18 protein-coding genes are annotated in these 18155 nt (G+C 71.5%); 2 read left to right on the top strand and 16 right to left on the bottom strand.

What is annotated here, in order from left to right:
• Positions 1 to 3: 3 nt before the first annotated feature.
• From recO to hrcA, 14 genes are all read right to left on the bottom strand, one after another.
• The gene (gene recO / locus DEJ05_RS17300; RefSeq protein WP_027465318.1) at positions 4 to 858 is read right to left on the bottom strand and encodes a DNA repair protein RecO; all 855 of its coding nucleotides are present in this window, start codon (positions 856 to 858) and stop codon (positions 4 to 6) included.
• A gap of 210 nt (positions 859 to 1068) precedes the next feature.
• Entirely contained in the window at positions 1069 to 2844 is a 1776-nt protein-coding gene (gene leuA, locus DEJ05_RS17295) for a 2-isopropylmalate synthase (protein WP_111111231.1), read from the bottom strand.
• A 419-nt stretch (positions 2845 to 3263) separates the two neighbouring features.
• Complete coding sequence (locus DEJ05_RS17290; protein ID WP_111111229.1) at positions 3264 to 4664, bottom strand: ABC transporter permease; 1401 nt, start codon at positions 4662 to 4664, stop codon at positions 3264 to 3266.
• Positions 4661 to 5413: an ABC transporter ATP-binding protein gene (locus tag DEJ05_RS17285; RefSeq protein ID WP_111023148.1), complete on the bottom strand. Its 753-nt coding sequence runs from the start codon at positions 5411 to 5413 to the stop codon at positions 4661 to 4663. The genes DEJ05_RS17290 and DEJ05_RS17285 overlap by 4 nt, the downstream gene beginning before the upstream one ends.
• A gap of 112 nt (positions 5414 to 5525) precedes the next feature.
• Complete coding sequence (locus tag DEJ05_RS17280; RefSeq protein WP_035808237.1) at positions 5526 to 6215, bottom strand: response regulator transcription factor; 690 nt, start codon at positions 6213 to 6215, stop codon at positions 5526 to 5528.
• Entirely contained in the window at positions 6212 to 7450 is a 1239-nt protein-coding gene (locus DEJ05_RS17275; protein ID WP_204166208.1) for a sensor histidine kinase, read from the bottom strand. Before DEJ05_RS17275 ends, DEJ05_RS17280 begins: the two co-directional genes overlap by 4 nt.
• A 73-nt stretch (positions 7451 to 7523) precedes the next feature.
• Positions 7524 to 8462 (bottom strand): GTPase Era, encoded by a 939-nt coding sequence (gene era / locus DEJ05_RS17270; RefSeq protein WP_111023145.1) that lies wholly within the window; start codon positions 8460 to 8462, stop codon positions 7524 to 7526.
• Positions 8459 to 9781, bottom strand: coding sequence for a hemolysin family protein (locus DEJ05_RS17265; protein ID WP_110864648.1), 1323 nt, complete (start codon positions 9779 to 9781; stop codon positions 8459 to 8461). The genes era and DEJ05_RS17265 overlap by 4 nt, the downstream gene beginning before the upstream one ends.
• A 3-nt stretch (positions 9782 to 9784) precedes the next feature.
• Positions 9785 to 10246: an rRNA maturation RNase YbeY gene (gene ybeY / locus DEJ05_RS17260; protein WP_017886675.1), complete on the bottom strand. Its 462-nt coding sequence runs from the start codon at positions 10244 to 10246 to the stop codon at positions 9785 to 9787.
• A complete protein-coding gene (locus DEJ05_RS17255; RefSeq protein ID WP_111031145.1) occupies positions 10243 to 11385 on the bottom strand; it encodes a PhoH family protein in 1143 nt (380 codons plus the stop codon). Before DEJ05_RS17255 ends, ybeY begins: the two co-directional genes overlap by 4 nt.
• Positions 11375 to 11728 carry a histidine triad nucleotide-binding protein gene (locus DEJ05_RS17250; RefSeq protein WP_027465310.1) on the bottom strand — a complete coding sequence of 118 codons (354 nt, stop codon included), beginning with the start codon at positions 11726 to 11728 and terminating at the stop codon, positions 11375 to 11377. The genes DEJ05_RS17255 and DEJ05_RS17250 overlap by 11 nt, the downstream gene beginning before the upstream one ends.
• 38 nt (positions 11729 to 11766) lie before the next feature.
• Positions 11767 to 12504, bottom strand: a complete 738-nt coding sequence (locus DEJ05_RS17245) for a 16S rRNA (uracil(1498)-N(3))-methyltransferase (RefSeq protein ID WP_111031144.1) — start codon at positions 12502 to 12504, stop codon at positions 11767 to 11769.
• Positions 12504 to 13619: a molecular chaperone DnaJ gene (gene dnaJ / locus DEJ05_RS17240; protein WP_110860415.1), complete on the bottom strand. Its 1116-nt coding sequence runs from the start codon at positions 13617 to 13619 to the stop codon at positions 12504 to 12506. The genes DEJ05_RS17245 and dnaJ overlap by 1 nt, the downstream gene beginning before the upstream one ends.
• Positions 13620 to 13652: 33 nt before the next feature.
• Entirely contained in the window at positions 13653 to 14672 is a 1020-nt protein-coding gene (gene hrcA, locus DEJ05_RS17235) for a heat-inducible transcriptional repressor HrcA (RefSeq protein ID WP_027465308.1), read from the bottom strand.
• Positions 14673 to 14782: 110 nt separating this feature from the next.
• On the opposite strand from hrcA, the gene DEJ05_RS17230 reads away from it, so the two are divergent.
• On the top strand, positions 14783 to 15256 hold the full coding sequence (locus DEJ05_RS17230; protein WP_309146953.1) for a DUF4870 domain-containing protein: 474 nt from the start codon (positions 14783 to 14785) through the stop codon (positions 15254 to 15256).
• A 42-nt stretch (positions 15257 to 15298) separates the two neighbouring features.
• Here the strand turns inward: DEJ05_RS17230 and hemW are convergent, their stop codons facing one another.
• Complete coding sequence (gene hemW / locus DEJ05_RS17225) at positions 15299 to 16552, bottom strand: radical SAM family heme chaperone HemW (protein ID WP_111111233.1); 1254 nt, start codon at positions 16550 to 16552, stop codon at positions 15299 to 15301.
• Between the two features lie 29 nt (positions 16553 to 16581).
• On the opposite strand from hemW, the gene DEJ05_RS17220 reads away from it, so the two are divergent.
• The gene (locus DEJ05_RS17220) at positions 16582 to 17274 is read left to right on the top strand and encodes an HAD family hydrolase (RefSeq protein WP_181433187.1); all 693 of its coding nucleotides are present in this window, start codon (positions 16582 to 16584) and stop codon (positions 17272 to 17274) included.
• A 96-nt stretch (positions 17275 to 17370) separates the two neighbouring features.
• On the opposite strand, the gene DEJ05_RS17215 is transcribed toward DEJ05_RS17220, so the two are convergent.
• Complete coding sequence (locus DEJ05_RS17215) at positions 17371 to 18018, bottom strand: DUF1990 family protein (protein ID WP_035808235.1); 648 nt, start codon at positions 18016 to 18018, stop codon at positions 17371 to 17373.
• Positions 18019 to 18155: the final 137 nt, after the last annotated feature.

Raw genomic sequence — 18155 nt, 5'->3', positions numbered from 1 at the left:
GGCTCATGCGGTGGGGGCTCCTTCGACAGCGGGATCGGGGTCGGGCTCGGGCACGGCGGGTGCCGGGGTCGAGGCCACCGCACGTGCTGTCGCCTCGGGTCCGCCGTGGGTCTGCGGCACCGGCATCGGGTGTTCGGAGCGGTCGACGTGCGGCAGGGACCGGAGCGATCGTTCCAGGTGCCACTGGGCGTAGGCCGCGACCACGCCGGAGGCCCGCGAACGTGTCCGCTCGTCGGTGGCGTCGACCGTCGCCCAGTCGCCGGCGAGCAGGGAGCCGAGCACCCCGAGCGTCGCCGGGTCGAGCCGCGGGGTCCCCGGGGGTGCCGCACGGTCGGCGACGACACCACCGAGCTGCACCACGAACGCCGAGTGCGGGCCGGGCTCCCCCGTCACCGCACAGTCGCTGAACGAGGGGGCCCACCCCGCGATGCTCATCGCGCGGAGCAGGTACGAGTCGAGGGTCGCGCTGGACTGGTGTTCACCGCGCGACAACGAGCGCAGCGCCCCGACGAGCAACAGGTACTGCTGCAGCCCGGCGTCGGCCTCGCTCAGTCGGTCGGCGGTCTCGACCATGGCGCTGGCCGCGGTGTACGCGCCGTAGTCGGCGACGATCTGGGCCCCGTACGCACCGAGGGACTCCGCCTGGGTGACGATGTCGAGCGACCGGCCCTCGTAGAACTGGGCGTCCACGACCATGAACGGTTCGAGCCGGCTGCCGAACTTCGACGCCGTTCGTCGCACGCCCTTGGCCACGGCACGGATCTTGCCGTGCTGCCGCGAGAGCATCGTGACGATGCGGTCGGCTTCACCGAGCTTGTGGGTGCGCAACACGACGCACTCGTCCCGGTACAGCGGCATGCCCCCAGTATCCCCCGCCCCGCCGACAGCCGCGTGCGGCGCGGGGCGGGGCTCGGGGGTACCGAGTGGAATCGGGCGTACCTGGTCGGAAGAAACGACCGGGTACGCCCGATTCGACCTGCCAGCGCGCGTGACGGGGGAAAGACCGGGCACAGACTGGAGGCTCGGTGCGGGACGGACCCGCACCGCGCCTCCTGGGCTGGTCGCGTCTCAGGCCGAGACGAGCTCCGGCGCGTCGGCACCGGCCGCGGCACCCGCGCGCACCGCGCGGTTCACCGCGGACACGATCGCCTTGAGCGACGCCGTCGAGATGTCGGCGTCGATGCCCACGCCCCACAGGCGCACGCCGTCGACGTCGAGCTCGACGTAGGACGCGGCCTTCGCGTCACCGGAGGCGCTCATCGTGTGCTCCGAGTAGTCGTACAGCGTGACCTGGACGCCCTGCTCGGCGAGCACCTTCAGGAACGCGTCGATGGGACCGGTGCCGACGGCCTCGGCCGTGACCGCACCCTCGTCGACCCGGAGCGCCACGGACAGCGAGGTCGTTCCCTCGAAGTCGCTCGACGTCGCCGTCTTGGTGAGCTCGTACCGGCCCCACTTCTCGTCGTCGATCGACGCGGGCAGGTACTCGTCCTGGAACACGTCCCAGATGCGCTGCGACGAGAACTCGCCGCCCTCGGTGTCGGTGTGCCGCTGCACGACGCCGGAGAACTCGATCTGCAGCTTGCGGGGCAGGTCGAGGGCGTGGTCGGTCTTGAGCAGGTAGGCGACGCCGCCCTTGCCGGACTGCGAGTTGACGCGGATGACAGCCTCGTAGGAGCGGCCGATGTCCTTCGGGTCGACGGGCAGGTACGGCACCGCCCACTCGATCTCGTCGATGTCCTTGCCCGCGGCGGCGGCCTTGGCCTTCATCGCCTCGAAGCCCTTGTTGATGGCGTCCTGGTGCGAGCCGCTGAACGCCGTGTACACGAGGTCGCCCGCCCACGGCTGGCGCTCGGGCACCGGCAGCTGGTTGCAGTACTCGACGGTGCGTTTCACCTGGTCGATGTCGGCGAACGAGATCTCCGGGTCGATGCCCTGCGTGAACAGGTTCATCCCGAGGGCGACCAGGTCCACGTTGCCGGTGCGCTCACCGTTGCCGAACAGGCAGCCCTCGATGCGGTCGGCGCCGGCCATGTAGCCGAGCTCGGCGGCCGCGACCGCGGTGCCGCGGTCGTTGTGCGGGTGCAGCGACAGGATGACGTCCTCGCGGTGGGCGAGGCGGCGGGACATCCACTCGATCGAGTCGGCGTAGACGTTCGGCGTGGCCATCTCGACGGTCGCGGGCAGGTTGATGATGACCTTGCGCTCGGGCGACGGCTGGAAGACCTCGAGGACGGCGTTGCAGATCTCCAGTGCGACCTCGAGCTCGGTGCCCGTGTAGGACTCCGGCGAGTACTCGTAGTAGATCGTCGTGTCGTGCTGCAGCGTGGCTTCGGCCGCCTTGCAGAGCTTCGCACCGGTGACCGCGATGTCCACCACGCCCTGCACGTCGGTGCGGAAGACGACCTCGCGCTGCACGATGCTCGTCGAGTTGTACAGGTGGACGATGGCCTGCTTCGCGCCGTCGATCGCCTCGTAGGTGCGCTGGATGAGGTGTTCGCGCGCCTGGGTCAGCACCTGGATCGTGACGTCGTCGGGGATCGCGCCCTCGTCGATCAGCGACCGGACGAAGTCGAAGTCGGTCTGCGAGGCGCTCGGGAAGCCGACCTCGATCTCCTTGTAGCCCATCCGGACGAGGAGGTCGAACATCGCCCGCTTGCGCTCGGCGTCCATCGGGTCGATGAGGGCCTGGTTGCCGTCACGCAGGTCGACCGCACACCAGCGCGGTGCCTTGTCGATGCGCTTCGTGGGCCAGGTCCGGTCCGGCAGGTCGACGGTGATCTGCTCGTGGAACGGGACGTACTTGTGGATCGGCATCCCGGAGGGCTGCTGGGTGTTCTGCATCGTTCTTCGCTTTCGTCGCGTGTTCGTGAGCTGTTGTGGTGCGGCCACGACGGACTCCGCGACGAGGTGGGCCGGAGTGTCAGGCCTCGTCGCGGCAGCGAAGGAGGAGGAGTGCCGAGTACATCGAGACCCACGGTAGCACCGGAGCAGCGGGCTGGCGCAAGCGTGTGACGCGGGACTGCCCGCGGCTTCCGAACGGGGTGCCGATTGGTCGGGACATGCCGCGGGCTGGTCGCCGAGTGGTCACGTTGTGTCGCCCGGGCCGCGTCCAGACGACGGTTCGTGACACCTCGGCGGACGTGAGCGGCGTGGCGGGGCCGGGCAGGGCACGTCGGCGCGACCCCACGACGGACGGGAGGCCCGGTGCCAGCTGGCACCGGGCCTCCCGTGTCGTCGCGCGGCGCGACCAGGGCGACGGGTCAGTCGACCGCGAGCGCCTCGGTCGGCGGGACGCGCATCGCGCGCCGCACCGGCGCGATGGTGGCGACGACCGCCAGGACCAGCGCGCCGATCACCACGATGCCGATGGTCAGCGGCGGCAGCACCGGTGCCACGGGCGTCCCGAGCGAGCCGAGCAGCGTCTGCCCGCCGACCCAGCCGTACAGCGTGCCGAGTGCGAGCCCCGCGACGACGGCCGCGACGACCATCTGCACGGCCTCGGTCACGATCATCCGTCGGACCTGTGCACCGGTCAGGCCGAGCACCCGCAGCAGCCCGAGTTCGCGTCGACGCTGGAGCACCCCGAGCGCCAGGGCGTTGACGACCCCGACGGCGGCGATCACGGCGGAGAACCCGACGATCACGCTGACGACGGCGTTGATCTGCACGAAGAGGTCCCGCTGCGCCTCGATCATCTCGGGGGTGGCGCTCCCAGCGCTCATGGCGCGCATCTCGGTCTCGAGCACGTGCTGCATGATGCCGAGCGCGACCGCGAAGGTGACGAGCAGGGTGACGCCGATGACGAGCCCGATGGTCGCCCGCGAGGACCGCCCCGGCGCCCGCATCGCGTTCCGTCCGGCGAGCAGGACGACGGGGTCGTGCGAGCCGATGCGGCCGATGAGCTGCAGCACGGGCGGCATCACGATCGTCGCCCCCACGGCGACCCCCGCGAAGGACACGAACCCGCCGAGCGCCGCCGGCAGGACCGCGATCGGGGACAGCGAGCTCACCGCGAGCCCGAGCAGCATGAGCACCGCGCCGCCGGCCATGAGCACGATCGACCAGACCTTGCGGGCCGTACCGGACCGGACGTCGTCGTGGCTCGGCTCGACGGACGACGACAGCGCTTCGAGCGGGGTGACGGTGAGCACGCGGCGCGACCCTGCAGCGAAGGCCCCCCAGGTGGCGAGGACGACGGCCACGACCGGCAGGACGAGCTCCCACGGCACGTACGTGTACTCGGCCTCGGGCAGGACCCCGTTGCCCCGCAGGACGATGACGAACAGGGCCGAGAGCGCGGTCCCCACGACGGCGCCGACGACCCCGCCGAGCACACCGACCACCAGGCCGGTGCGCGTGATCCGCGCCCGCAGGGTCGCACCGGTCGCGCCGAACAACCGCTGCAGGGCGATGATCCGGGTCTGCCCGGCGATCAGGGTGGCGCAGGTGTTCGCGGTGACGATCGCGCCGACGTAGAGCGCGATGCCGAGGAACAGCCACCCGACCACCGACAGGATCGCCTTGATCGGGCCGAGGTCGGCGACCCCGGCGGCTCGGAGCGCCTCGGTCACGATCCCCGGCGCGATGACGAGGGCTGAACCGAACGTGGTGCCGAGGGCGGCGACCAGGACGGTGGGGGCGAAGGAGCGGACGCCGTTCACGCTGCTGCCTCCATCCCGAGCATCGTCGTGGAGATCGCGCCGGCGTCCATCGCGGGGCGGTCGGCGACGATCCGGCCGTCGGCCAGGAACAGGATCCGGTCGGCGTTCGCGGCCGCCACCGGGTCGTGCGTGACCATGACGACGCTCTGGCCCCACTCCTGGACGGCACCGCGGAGGATCGCGAGCACGTCGCGCCCCGTGCGGGAGTCGAGCGCGCCCGTCGGTTCGTCGGCGACGACCACCGCCGGCCGCGAAGCGAGTGCCCGTGCGATGGCGACGCGCTGCTGCTGCCCGCCGGAGAGCTGGTGCGGACGATGGGTCAGCCGGTTGCCGAGCCCGAGCATCTCGACCAGCCGGTCGATCCAGGCGGTCTCCTCACGCGAGGGCTTGTGCCCACCGAGCAGGAACGGCAGCCGGATGTTCTCGCTGACGTCCAGCGTCGGGACGAGGTTGAACGACTGGAACACGAAGCCCAGCCGACGACGACGCAGCTCGGTGAGGTCCTTGTCGCCCAGGGCCGTGATGTCGACGCCGTCGATCTGGATCCGACCGGTGGACACGGCGTCGAGGCCGGCCGCGACGTGCATGAGCGTCGACTTGCCGGACCCGGACGGGCCCATCACCGCGGTGAACTCCCCCGCGCCGATGTCGACGCTGACGTCGTCGAGCGCGGTCACACGTCGGGCGTCGTCGCCGTAGTGCTTGGACACGTGGTCGAGGCGGATGATCGGGGCGTGGCTCGTGGTCATGCATCCACGATGACGGTCAGCGGTCCTGTCCCGCGTCGCCCGGTCGGCTCCTGTGGATCGTCCGCTCGGCTCGGTTGCCTGTGGAGGGGTCATCCCCGCGGATGACCCGGCCTCAGTCGGCCTTGGTGACGAGCCCGTGTTCGTGGGCGAAGACGACGAGCCGCACCCGGTCGCGGAGTTCGAGCTTCGTCAGGACCCGCGAGATGTGCGTCTTCACGGTCGCCTCACTGACGTACTCGTGCTGGGCGATCTCGCTGTTGCTGAACCCCCGGGCGGCCAGGTCGAAGATCTCACGCTCACGCGGGGTGAGGTCGGCGAAGGCCGCGGGGACGGCGGCGGCGCGGCCGACCGAGTCGTCGTACCGGCGCAGGAGCTCCCGCGTGGCCGACGCGGCGAACACCGCGGTGCCGGCGTGCACGGTCCGGACCGCCGCGAGCAGGAACTCGGGGTCGGCGTCCTTGAGCACGAACCCGCTCGCGCCTGCGCGGATGGCCTTGGCGGCGGCCTCGTCGAAGTCGAACGTGGTCAGCACGAGGACCTTGGCGCCGTCGGTGCCGGACTGCTCGACGATGTGACCGGTCGCCGTGATGCCGTCCATCACGGGCATCCGGACGTCCATCAGCACCACGTCGGGACGGGTCCGCCGGACGAGTTCGACCCCCTCGGCACCGTCGCCCGCCTCGCCCACGAACCGCAGGTCGGGCTGCGAGTCGATGAGCATCCGGATGCCGGTGCGGAACAGCGCCTGGTCGTCGACGAGGGCGACGCGGATCGAGTGCTCGTCGGTCGGGATCGTGGTCATCGGGCGGTGCGCTCCTGCTCGGTCGGGGTGATCCGGCCCCGGGGCATCTGCCCGCTGGCCGGGACGGTCGGCATCCGGACGGCGACCGCGAAGTCGTCCCCTCGGGCCCCGGCGGTCATGGTGCCGCCGGTCATCACGGCGCGCTCGCGCATGCCGACCAGGCCGTGGCCCGTGCCGGGGCCGCGGACACCGTCATCGGCACGGCGGTTCACGACGGCGATCTCGACCGTGTCCGGCCGGTAGGTCAGGGCGGCACGCACCGGGCTGCCGGGCTCTCCGTGCTTGTACGCGTTCGTCAGGCTCTCCTGCACGATCCGGTAGACCGCGAGCTGCGTGGTGGTCGGCAGCCCCGCGGGATCGCCCTCGCGCTCCACGCGCACATCGAGCCCGAGCTGCCGCATCTCGTCGACGAGCCGGTCGATGTCGTCGATCTCGGGCGTCGGCGCGGTCCCCTGCTCGTGCCGGAGCGCGCCGAGGAGTTCGCGCACGTCGCCGAGTGCGCGCCGGGCCGTGGCCGAGATGGTGCTGAGGGCCTGGTCGGCCACCGCGGGGTCGGCCTTCAGGGCGTACCGGGCGCCGTCGGACTGCGCGATGACCACCGCGAGCGAGTGCGCGACGATGTCGTGCATGTCGCGGGCGATCCGCACGCGCTCCTGCTCGACCGCGACGGCCCGGTCGGCCCGCGCGGCGTCACGTTCGGCGAGCAGCTGGGCCTCGCGACTCATGCTCGCCGAGCGACGGGTCCGGACCACGAGTCCGGCGAGCCACGGCAGGAGCAGGAGGAGCAGGACGACGGCGAAGAACGAGAGCGTGACCTGCAGGGACTCCTGCAGCGGCGTGGAGGCGGTCTCGTAGGTGAGCCGGTTCTGGTAGTCGTCGAAGCCCATGTACGCCGCCGCGGCGACGGACCCGACGATCGCCGACACGAGCCCGGCCAGCCGCACACGGCGGCTGCCGTACGCACTCGTCGTGTACATGACGCCGGCGATGAACGCGTTCGACACGTCCGGCACCTGCAGGGTGACCATCTCGAAGACCGCGAACACCCACGCCACGGCCAGGGCGAGACCGGGTGACAGGCGCCGGAGTGCCAGGGCGGCGGTCATCCCGACGACGGTGACCACGGACAACGGCCCGTCGATCCCGCGCCCGCTGGCGACCAGCACGAGGCCGCCGAGCAGCACGGCGATCAGCAGGTCGGTGATGACCTGCGCGCGCAGCATGGGACGGAACACCCGTCCACGGTACGGCGGGCCGCTCGTCCCCGCGTCCCTCGCCCGGATGACCCGGGGTGCGAACGGCGGACGGTCAGAAACCGAGGCGTCCGAGCTGCTTCGGGTCACGCTGCCACTCCTTGGCCACCTTCACGCGGATGTTCAGGTAGACGTGCCGGCCGCCGAGCAGCGACTCGATCTCGACGCGGGCCCGCGAACCGACGTCCTTCAGGCGCTCGCCCTTGTGTCCGATGACGATCGCCTTCTGGCTGTCCCGCTCGACGAACAGGTTCGCGAAGATGCGCAGGGGGCCGTCGGCGTCCTCGTCGGCGTCGGGCTCGACGATGTCCTCGATGACCACGGCGAGCGAGTGCGGCAGCTCGTCGCGGACGCCCTCGAGCGCGGCTTCGCGGATGAGCTCCCCGATGCGCTCCTCGTCGGTCTCCTCGGTCACGGCGCTCGAGTCGTACAGCTGCGGCGACTCGGGCAGCAGGCTCGTGACGACGCCGAGCAGGTCTTCGAGCTGCATGCCCCGGGTGCCCGAGGTCGGCACCACAGCGTCCCAGTCGCGGAGCTTCGAGACGGCCAGCAGCTGCTCACCGACGCGGTCCTTGGAGGCGCTGTCGATCTTCGTGACGATCGCGATCTTCTTGGCGCGCGGGTACTGGTCGAGCGTGTCGTTGATGAACCGGTCACCGGGACCGACGGGCTCGTTCGCCGGCACGCAGAACCCGATCACGTCGACGTCGCCGAGGGTGGACTGCACGAGGTCGTTGAGCCGTTCGCCGAGCAGGGTGCGCGGACGGTGCACGCCCGGGGTGTCGACGATGATCACCTGGCCGTCGGGCCGGTGCACGATCCCGCGGATGGCGCGCCGGGTGGTCTGCGGCTTGGACGAGGTGATGGCGACCTTCTCGCCCACCAGGGCGTTGGTCAGCGTCGACTTGCCGACGTTCGGGCGGCCGACGAACGAGACGAAGCCCGCGCGGTAGGGCTTGTCCGAGCCGGCCTGGGTGGTGTCGGTGTCGGTCATGCGTGCGTGGTTCCCGTCGTGGTGGGTTCGGCGTCGTCGAAGGCGTCCTCGACGTCGGCCAGGGCATGGGTGCGCTCGGCGAGCACGGTGATGAGGTGGCGGCGCTTGCCCTCGACCCGGTCGGCGGTCAGGACGACCCCGGACACGGTGACGGTGTCGCCGGAGACCGCCAGGTGTCCGAGCTCCTTGGTGAGCAGGCCACCGGCGGTGTCGACGTCGTCGTCGTCGAGCTCGATGCCGAACAGGTCGCCGAGCTCGTCGATCGGCAGTCGGGCGGAGATCCGCCAGATGCCCGGTTCGACCTCGGTCCGGTCGACGACGGCGCGGTCGTACTCGTCGGAGATGTCCCCGACGAGCTCTTCGATGAGGTCCTCCATGGTCACGAGCCCGGCGACTCCGCCGTACTCGTCGACCACCAGCACCAGGTGGTTCTTGGCGACCTGCATGTGCCGCAGGGTGTCGTCGGCGTGCTTCGACTCCGGCACGAACTCCGCGGGCCGCAGCAGCCGGCTGACCCGCTCGCTGCGGGACGCCGGTCGTTCGTACAGCGACCGTGCGACGTCGCGCAGGTAGAGCACGCCCCGCACGTCGTCGCTGTCCTTGCCGGTCACCGGCATCCGGGACACCCCGGCGGCCAGGAACTGCTCCATGGCCGCGGCGAGCGTCTCGGCTCCGTCGACGGTGAGCATGTCCGTGCGGGGCACCATGACCTCGCGCACCAGGGTGTCGCTGAACTCGAACACGGAGTGGATGAGTTCGCGGTCCTCGTCCTCGAGCACGTTGCTCTCGGTGGCCTCGTCGACGAGCGAGAGCAGCTGCTCCTCGCTCGACACGGTGGAGGCGCTCCGGCCGCGGCCGGGGGTGACCCGGTCGCCGATCCGGACGAGCAGCCCGGCCAGCGGACCGAGCACGATGCGGACCCCACGGACGATGCCGCCGGTCGCACCGATCAGCCGCTCGGCGTGGGCGCGTCCGACGCTGCGCGGGCTCGACCCGACCAGCACGAACGACACCGCGGTCATGATCGCGGCGGAGAGCACGAGTGCGAGCCACCAGCTGTCGAAGGCGCGCACGAGGGCGATCGTCACGAGCACCGCAGCGGCGGTCTCGGCGAGGACGCGGAAGAAGTTCAGCGCGTTGACGTGCGCCCCGACGTCGTCCGCGATCGCCTCGATGGCGCGGCGGCGTTTGTTGCCCCTGGCGATCTCCTCGAGGTCGGCACGGGAGACCACCGAGAGCGCGGCGTCGCTCGCGGCGAGGAGCCCGCCGAGCACGACGAGCCCCAGCGCCACCGCGAGGAGTCCGGCGACGACGACCACCGGCTACCGCCCTCGGTGCTGGGCGGCGAAGGCGGTCAGGATCTCGCCCTGGATGCCGAACATCTCGGCCTTCTCGTCGGGCTCGGCGTGGTCGAAGCCGAGCAGGTGCAGGATGCCGTGGCAGGTGAGCAGCAGCATCTCGTCGGTGCTCGAGTGCCCGGCGGTCTTCGCCTGCTCCTCGGCCACCTGCGGGCAGAGCACGATGTCGCCCAGCAGCCCGGCCGGCGTGGGGTCGTCCTCGGTGCCGGGACGCAGTTCGTCCATCGGGAAGCTCAGGACGTCCGTCGGACCGGGCTCGTCCATCCACCGCACGTGCAGCTGCTCCATCGCGCCCTCGTCGACCAGCACGATCGCGAGCTCCGCATCGGCGTGGACGTGCATCGCGTCCAGGGCGAAGGCGGCGAGCCGCTGGATCGCGGCCTCGTCCACCTCGACGCCGGACTCGTTGTTGAGCTCGATGCTCACCGGGTGCCTCCTCGGGCGTCGTTCTGGGGGTACGGGGGTCGTGCGCGGTCCTGCGGCGGGCGCCCACGGCGTTCGGCGCGGTTGGCGCCGTCGGGGTTGCCGACCGGGGCGGTGCCACGGCCACCGGGGCGCTGCCCGGCCTGCTCGGCGAGGCGCTCCTCGTCGTAGACCGTGTAGGCGTCGACGATCCGGCCGACGAGGGTGTGGCGGACCACGTCCTCGCTGCCGAGACTGGCGAAGTGGATGTCCTCGACCTCGTCGAGGATGCGGGTCACGAGCCGGAGACCGGAGACGTTGCCCGGCAGGTCGACCTGGGTGATGTCGCCCGTGATGACCATCTTCGAACCGAACCCGAGGCGGGTCAGGAACATCTTCATCTGCTCGGGCGTGGTGTTCTGCGCCTCGTCGAGCACCACGAAGGAGTCGTTGAGCGTCCGGCCGCGCATGTACGCCAACGGGGCAACCTCGACGGTGCCGGCCGCCAGGAGCTTCGGGACCAGCTCCGGGTCCATCATCTCGTTCAGGGCGTCGTACAGCGGGCGCAGGTACGGGTCGATCTTGTCGGTCAGCGTGCCCGGCAGGAAGCCGAGCCGCTCGCCGGCCTCGACCGCGGGACGGGTGAGGATGATCCGGGTGACCTCGCGCCGCTGCAGCGCCTGCACGGCCTTGGCCATCGCCAGGTACGTCTTGCCGGTACCGGCCGGACCGATGCCGAACGTGATGGTGTGCTCGTCGATGGCGTCGACGTAGGCACGCTGCCCGTCCGTCTTCGGGCGGACGGACTTGCCGCGGCTCGACACGATCGGGGTGCCGAAGGTGTCGGACGGCTTGCGGTCGTCGTCGAGGATCCGTGCCGACATCGGGATGTCGGCCGGGCCGATCTCCTGCCCGCGCCTGACCATGCCGACGAGCTCGTCGACGAGCGCCTTCGCGCGGGCGACGTCGCGCTCGGGCCCGGTCAGCGTGACCTCGTTGCCACGGACGACGACCCGGACGCCCGGGTACTGGCGCTCGACCGTCTTGAGCAGACGGTCCTGGGGGCCGAGCAGCTGCACCATGGCGATGCCGTCGACCTGGAGCGAGACCGAGACGGGCTCGTCGTCGGCGGCGGTGGGCTGTACTGGTTCGTTAACCGGCAAGGGTGCCTTCCTGCAGTTCACCTGCGAGTACGTGCGCGTGCACGTGGAACACGGTCTGACCGGCGGCTTCGCCGGTGTTGAAGACGAGTCGGAACTGGCCGTCGGCGCGCTCGTCGGCGATGCGCTGCGCAGTGGCGACGACGTGGGCCAGCAGGTCGGGGTCGCCCGCTGCGAGTTCGCCGACGTTCGCGTACTGCTCGGTCTTGGGGACGACGAGCACGTGGACGGGAGCCTTCGGGGCGATGTCCTCGATCGCGATCACGCGGTCGTCCTCGGCGACGATGGTCGCCGGGATCTCGCGCGCGATGATCTTGGAGAAGACGCTGGGCGTGCTGCTGCTCATGGCTCCATCGTAGGACGCGCCCGACGGCGTGGTCCGGCTCACCAGCGGCCCAGTCGCGCCTGCAGGACAGCGAGTGCCGCCGGTCCGGCGGTGGACGTGCGGAGCACGCTGTCACCGAGTCGGACCCGCACGGCACCCGCGGCCTCGAGCCGGTCGAGCTCCGCGCCGTCGATGCCGCCTTCGGGACCGACGACGAGTGCGATGTCCTCGGCGTCCGTCGGGGGTTCCCAGGTGGCGAGTCGCACGGTCGCGGTCGGGTCGAGCAGGACGAGGGCGGTCCCCTCCCCGAGCGCGGACACGAGCTGTCCGGTCGTCACCAGCGGCGCGACGACGGGCACGCGCGGACGGATCGCCTGCTTCGCGGCCTCGTGCGCGATCGATGCCCACCGGGCACGGCCCTTCTCGACCTTCGCACCGTCCCACCGGGAGACGCTGCGCGCGGCCGACCACGGCACGACCCGGTCGACGCCGATCTCGGTCGCCGCCTGCACCGCCATCTCGTCACGGCCGCCCTTCGCCAGGGCCTGCACGAGGGTCAGCGACGGGCGCGGTGCATCCTGGTGCTCGACGGTCTCGACCGCGAGCTCCAGCGTGTCCTTGCCGAGCGTGGTGACCGGCCCGGACACCACGGTGCCCCGACCGTCGGCGATCCGCAGGACCTCGCCGACCCGGACGCGCGCGACGGAGACCGCGTGCCGGCCCTCGGCGCCGTCGAGCGACACCGGGTCACCGACGGCGACGCCGTCCAGCGAGTCGACGAGGTACAGCGACGCCATCAGTGGTTGAAGAACCGGTCGCGGAGCTTGCCGAACATGCCCTGCTGGAACCGGGCGAGCTGCGGGGCGGTGGTCTTGTGCGACTTCGCGAGCTGCTCGACCAGCTGCCGTTCCTTGTGGGACAGCTTGGTCGGGGTGACGACCTGCACGCCGACCCGCAGGTCACCGCGGCCGTTCCCGCGCAGCTTCGTGATGCCGCGGTCCTTGATGACGAGGACGTCGGCGCTCTGCACGCCGGGCCGGATCTCCAGCTCGACCGGACCGTCGAGGCCGTCGATCGTGGTGGTCGTGCCGAGGACGGCGTCGGTCATGCCGACTTCGAGCGTCGCCAGCAGGTCGTCGCCGTCACGGCTGAAGACGTCGTCGTGGCGTACACGGATCTCGAGGTACAGGTCGCCGGACGGACCGCCGGCCGGACCGACCTCGCCCTGGCCGGGCATCTGGAGGCGCAGGCCGGAGTCGACGCCCGCGGGGACGTCCACCGGCACGGTGCGACGTGCGCGGACGCGGCCCTGACCCTGGCAGGTCGGGCAGGGGCTCGGGATGACGGTGCCGTACCCGCGGCAGGTGCCGCACGGGGCGCTCGTCACCACGTTGCCCAGGAGCGAACGCACCTGGCGCTGGATGTGCCCGGAGCCGCCGCAGATGTCGCACGTGCGCGGGCTGGTGCCCGGTGCGCAGCAGGAGCCGTGGCAGGTCTCGCACAGCACCGCCGTGTCGACCTCGACGTCCTTGTGGGTTCCGAAGACGACCTCGTCGAGGTCGACCTCGATGCGGAGCAGGGCGTCCTGGCCGCGCTCGGCACGGCTGCGCGGGCCCGAGCCACGGCCGCCGCCACCGCCGCCGCCGCCGAAGAAGGCGTCGAAGATGTCGCTGAATCCACCGGCGCCACCACCGAAGGGGCTGTCGGCCTGCGGGCCGGCGTCGTACCGGCGTCGCTGCTCGGGGTCGCTCAGCACGTCGTACGCGTGCGTCACGTCCTTGAAGCGCTCGGCGGCGTCGGGTGCCGGGTTCACGTCCGGGTGGAGCTCACGCGCCAGGCGGCGGTAGGCCTTCTTGATGTCGGCATCGGAGGCGTCTCGCTGGACGCCGAGGACGTCGTAGTGGTCTGCCACGTATCCCTCAGTCGGTTGGGTTCGGTCGGTTGGTCAGTGTTCGCCCAGGAGCTTGGACAGGTAGCGGGCGACGGCGCGGACGGCCGCCATGTTCGTGCCGTAGTCCATGCGGGTCGGTCCGAGGACGCCCAGGCGGGCCACCTCGCCACCGGCCAGGTAGCCGCCGGCGACGATGCTCGTGGCGTCGAGTCCGTACTCGGCGTTCTCGACGCCGATGCTGGCCGCCACCGCGATGTCGTCCACCTGCATCTCCCCGAACAACCGGAGCAGGGTGACTTGTTCCTCGATCGCTTCGAGCACCGGGAAGAGGCCGCCGGAGAAGTCCTGCTCGCTCTTCGCCAGGTTGGCCGCACCGGCCATCAGCAGGCGGTCCTGCCGGTTCGCCGCGACCTGCTCGATGAGCGTGGCGACGACGACCCCGCCGAGCGTCTGGGCGTCGGGGCGGAGCTGCTGCGGCACGGCTCGGAGCGCGGTCGGGACGTCCTGCAGCAGGAGTCCCACGGTCGCGCCGTTCACCACGGTGCGGAGTTCGCCCAGCGAGTCTTCGTCGAGCGGGACGTCGGTCTCGACCACGCGCTGTTCGACGCGGGCGGTGTCGGTGATGAGCACCACCATCAACCGGGCGTCACCGAGCCGGACGAGCTCGACGTGCTGCACCCGGGCGCGCACCATCGAGGGGTACTGCACCAGGGCGACCTGGTTGGTGAGCTGGCTGAGCAGCCGGACGGTGCGCCCGAGGACCTCGTCGAGGTCGTTCGGGGCGCCGAGGAAGGTCTCGATGGCGTGCCGCTGCGCGCTGGAGAGCGGACGGGCACCCGCCAGGTGGTCCACGAAGACGCGGTACCCCTTGTCGGTCGGCACGCGCCCGGACGAGGTGTGCGGTGCGGCGATCAGCTGCTCGTCCTCGAGCAGGGCCATGTCGTTGCGGATCGTCGCGGCGCTGACCCCGAAGGCGTGCCGCTCGACGATGGTCTTCGACCCGACGGGTTCACGCGACGCCACGTAGTCGCGCACGATGGCCTTGAGGACCTCGAGGCTGCGTTCACTGACCACGAGCGCCTCCTTTCCCGATCGACCTGGCACTCGGACGTGTCGACTGCTGATCCTACGCCCGACCGCTGACGGCCCGGGACTTCCGGGCGGTCGGCCGATACGCTTCCGCCATGACCTACGGACAGCAGCCCGACGGCCCCGGACCCGAGCAGCCCGGCGGCCAGTACGGCCACGGCCCCGGTGGCCCCCAGCAGCCCGGCGGGACCCAGTACCCCGGCGGGCCGCAGTACCCCGCCGGCTACACCCCGCCCCAGCCGATGAGCCCGGAGGACCAGCGCCTGTGGGCCACGCTGACGCACATCGGTGGGATCTTCTTCACCGTCGTCGCGCCGCTCGTCGCCTACCTGGTCCTCCGCGATCGAGGCGGCTTCATCCGAGAGCACACCCGGGTCGCCCTGAACTTCCACATCACGATGGCGATCGCGTACTTCGTCGGTTCGCTCACATCGGTGTTCGGCGTCGGGTTCCTGATCATCCTCGCCGCTGCGATCGTGTCGCTGATCTTCAGCATCATGGCGGCGGTCGCCGCGAACCAGGGCCAGTTCTACCGCTACCCGCTCTCGATCGAGTTCATCAAGCAGTAGCGGCAGCGGCAAGCAGTGCGCACCAAGCAGTGCGCACGCCCCTCAGTCGAGCAGCTCCCGCACCACCGCGTCGGCGAGCAGGCGACCCTGCAGGGTCAGGTCGATACGTCCCCGCACCGCGGCCGACCCGTCCACGAGTCCGCGCGCGATGAGGCCGGCGACCCGGCCACGGGCCTCCTGGCGGATCTCGCTCGTCGCGAGCTCCCCGCGGACCCGCGCCGCGAGCAGCAGGCGCTCGACGTACCGCGTCTCGTCGTCGATGGTCTCGCGGCCGGCGGCCGGCGACTCCCCCGACAGCACCCGGTTCGCGTATGCGGCCGGGTGCTTGACGTTCCACCAGCGCGTACCGGCGACGGCGGAGTGCGCGCCGGGGCCGACGCCCCACCAGTCGTCGCCCTTCCAGTACGACAGGTTGTGGCGGCTCGCGTGCGCGTCGCCGCGCGCCCAGTTCGACACCTCGTACCAGGAGTAGCCGGCGTCGCCGAGCACCTGGTCGGCGAGCTCGTACATGTCGGCGGCCAGGTCGTCGTCGGGGGCGGGGAGCTCGCCGCGGGCGACCATGCGGCCCATCGCGGTGCCGTCCTCGACGATGAGCGAGTACGCCGACACGTGGTCGGGCTCGCAGGCGATCGCGGCGTCGAGCGAGGTCCGCCAGTCGGCGAGGGACTCCCCCGGCGTCGAGTAGATGAGGTCGAGCGAGACGTCGAGTCCCTGCTGCTTCGCGAGGTCGACGACGACGGGGACCCGGAGCGGGTCGTGCGTGCGGTCGAGCGTGGCGAGCACGTGCGGCACGGCGGACTGCATGCCGTAGCTGATCCGGTTGAAGCCGCCGGCCCGCAGGGTCTCGAGCGACGCCGCGTCGACCGAGTCCGGGTTCGCCTCGGTGGTGACCTCGGCCCCGGGCAGGATGCCCCAGGTGTCGTCGATCGCACGGAGGATCATCGCCAGGTCGGACGCCGGCAGCATGGTCGGGGTGCCGCCGCCGAAGAAGACGGTCGACACCGGCCGCCGCGGCACACCGGAACGATCGAGGACGGTCGCGGCCCACTCGATCTCGCGCACGGCGTGCCCGGCGTAGTCGTCGCGACGGACGCCGCGGAGCTCCGACGCCGTGTAGGTGTTGAAGTCGCAGTACCCGCAGCGAACGCGGCAGAACGGCACGTGCACGTACACGCCGAAGGGGACGTCACCGGCGGCGGGAGCAGCCCCCGGCCCGGCAGCGGAGCCCGCTGCCGCCCACGGGGTGATCAGGCCGTCCGCTGGTGCTGGATCGGCGATCGGGAGAGCACTCGGCATGGAGTCCATTGTCCGTCATGATGGGAGCCATGGAGCACCATCCCGTCCCCACCACGGTCCTGTGGGACATCGACGGCACCCTCGTGATGAACGCGTCGTCCCCGGGCAACCTCTACCACCTCGCCCTCGAGCGGGCGGTGGGCCGCGACCTCACCCTGCGGGTCGGGCACCAGCACGGCCGGACCGACGCCGGGCTCATCGCCGAGCACGTGCACGCCCACGCGTTCGAGGACACCCTGATCCCCTCGGTCAGTCGGCACCTGCACGACCTCACCGCCGAACGGCACGCTTCCGGCGACCACCGCAGCCCCGTCCCCGGGGCGAAGGCGCTCCTGACCCGTTTCGCCGAGCTCGGGTGGCGCAACGGCCTGCTCACCGGCAACTCCGAGTACCGCGCCCGGGTGAAGCTCACCGGGGCCGGGTTCGACCCCGACGTCTTCGACTGGGAGCACTCGTACTTCGGCGACACCGAGGTCGAGCGGGCCGGGGTCACCCTGCGCGCCGCCGCCGAACTGGTCGGCACCCGGGCGGTCATCGTCGGCGACACCCCGCGCGACGGCGAGGCCGCGGACGCCGCGGGCATCCCCTTCCTGGCCGTGGCGACGGGTGTCTACGACGTCGATGCGCTGCGGCACACGAACGCCGTGACCGTCGCACGCGACTGCCAGCAGGACGCTGCCCTCATCGAGGACGCGATCGCCGCGCTCCCACCGCTCCGCTGAGGAGCGGGAGCGGGCGGGAGCGGGCGGGGTCGCGAGACCGCGAGCGACCGCGACCGCGACCGAGCGGCCGCGACCGCGACCGAGCGGCCGCGACGCCTAGTCGCCCCGCAACGCCGCCAAGTACTTCTCCGCCATGACCTTCTGCTGCCGCCGCACGAAGGGCGCCACGAAGCGCCACTTCCGGCTCGCCGGCTGCGAGAACTGCCGGACCTGCAGCCACACCGAGCCGTCCGGGGTGCGCTCGACGACGAACGACTCCTCGCCGGAGAGCGGGTGCCCCTCGAGCGTGCCGTAGGCGAACCCCTTGCGGTCGTGCTCGTCGATGATCGACACGACGCGCACCGGTGCCAGCACGGTCTGCCCGAACGCGTGGATCGTCAGCGTCGCGCTGGTGCCCGCCGTCAGCAGCGGAGTGCCGTCGGGGGCGAACTTCTCGACCCGGGGCGTCCCGATGGACGCCGGCGCGATCGGCACACCGTCGTCGTCGAAGGTGACCGGGTTGTACCGGACCTCGTCGTCGTCGGGCTGCTCCTCGACGCGCACGCGGACACCGCTGCGCTCCTGGATCTGCCACGTCAGCGCCTGCACGACGGCGGTCTCGAACCGCTGGTCGCCGTGTCCGATCCGCGCGCGCGACTCGGCCGGCGTGAAGCCGTCCGGCGGGTAGGTCATGAGGTCCGACGCCTGGGTCGCCCCCACCGCGCCGTACGTCAGGGCGGTCCGGTAGCTCCCGCGGATGCTCATGCCTCCATGGTACTTGGGCGGGCCGCCCCGGATCGAACCGATCCACGCTCACCTCCGTCGGATCGGCCCACCCGCCGTGCACCCCGAACTGGAGGCCCGACAACCGCCCGCCCCGCGGCTATCGTCAGCAGGTGCCC

It is taken from the genome of Curtobacterium sp. MCLR17_045 (genome assembly GCF_003234405.1).
Taxonomy (GTDB): domain Bacteria; phylum Actinomycetota; class Actinomycetes; order Actinomycetales; family Microbacteriaceae; genus Curtobacterium; species Curtobacterium flaccumfaciens.
The sequence above is the reverse complement of the archived record's forward strand: the minus strand, read 5'-3'. Positions and strand labels throughout refer to the sequence as shown.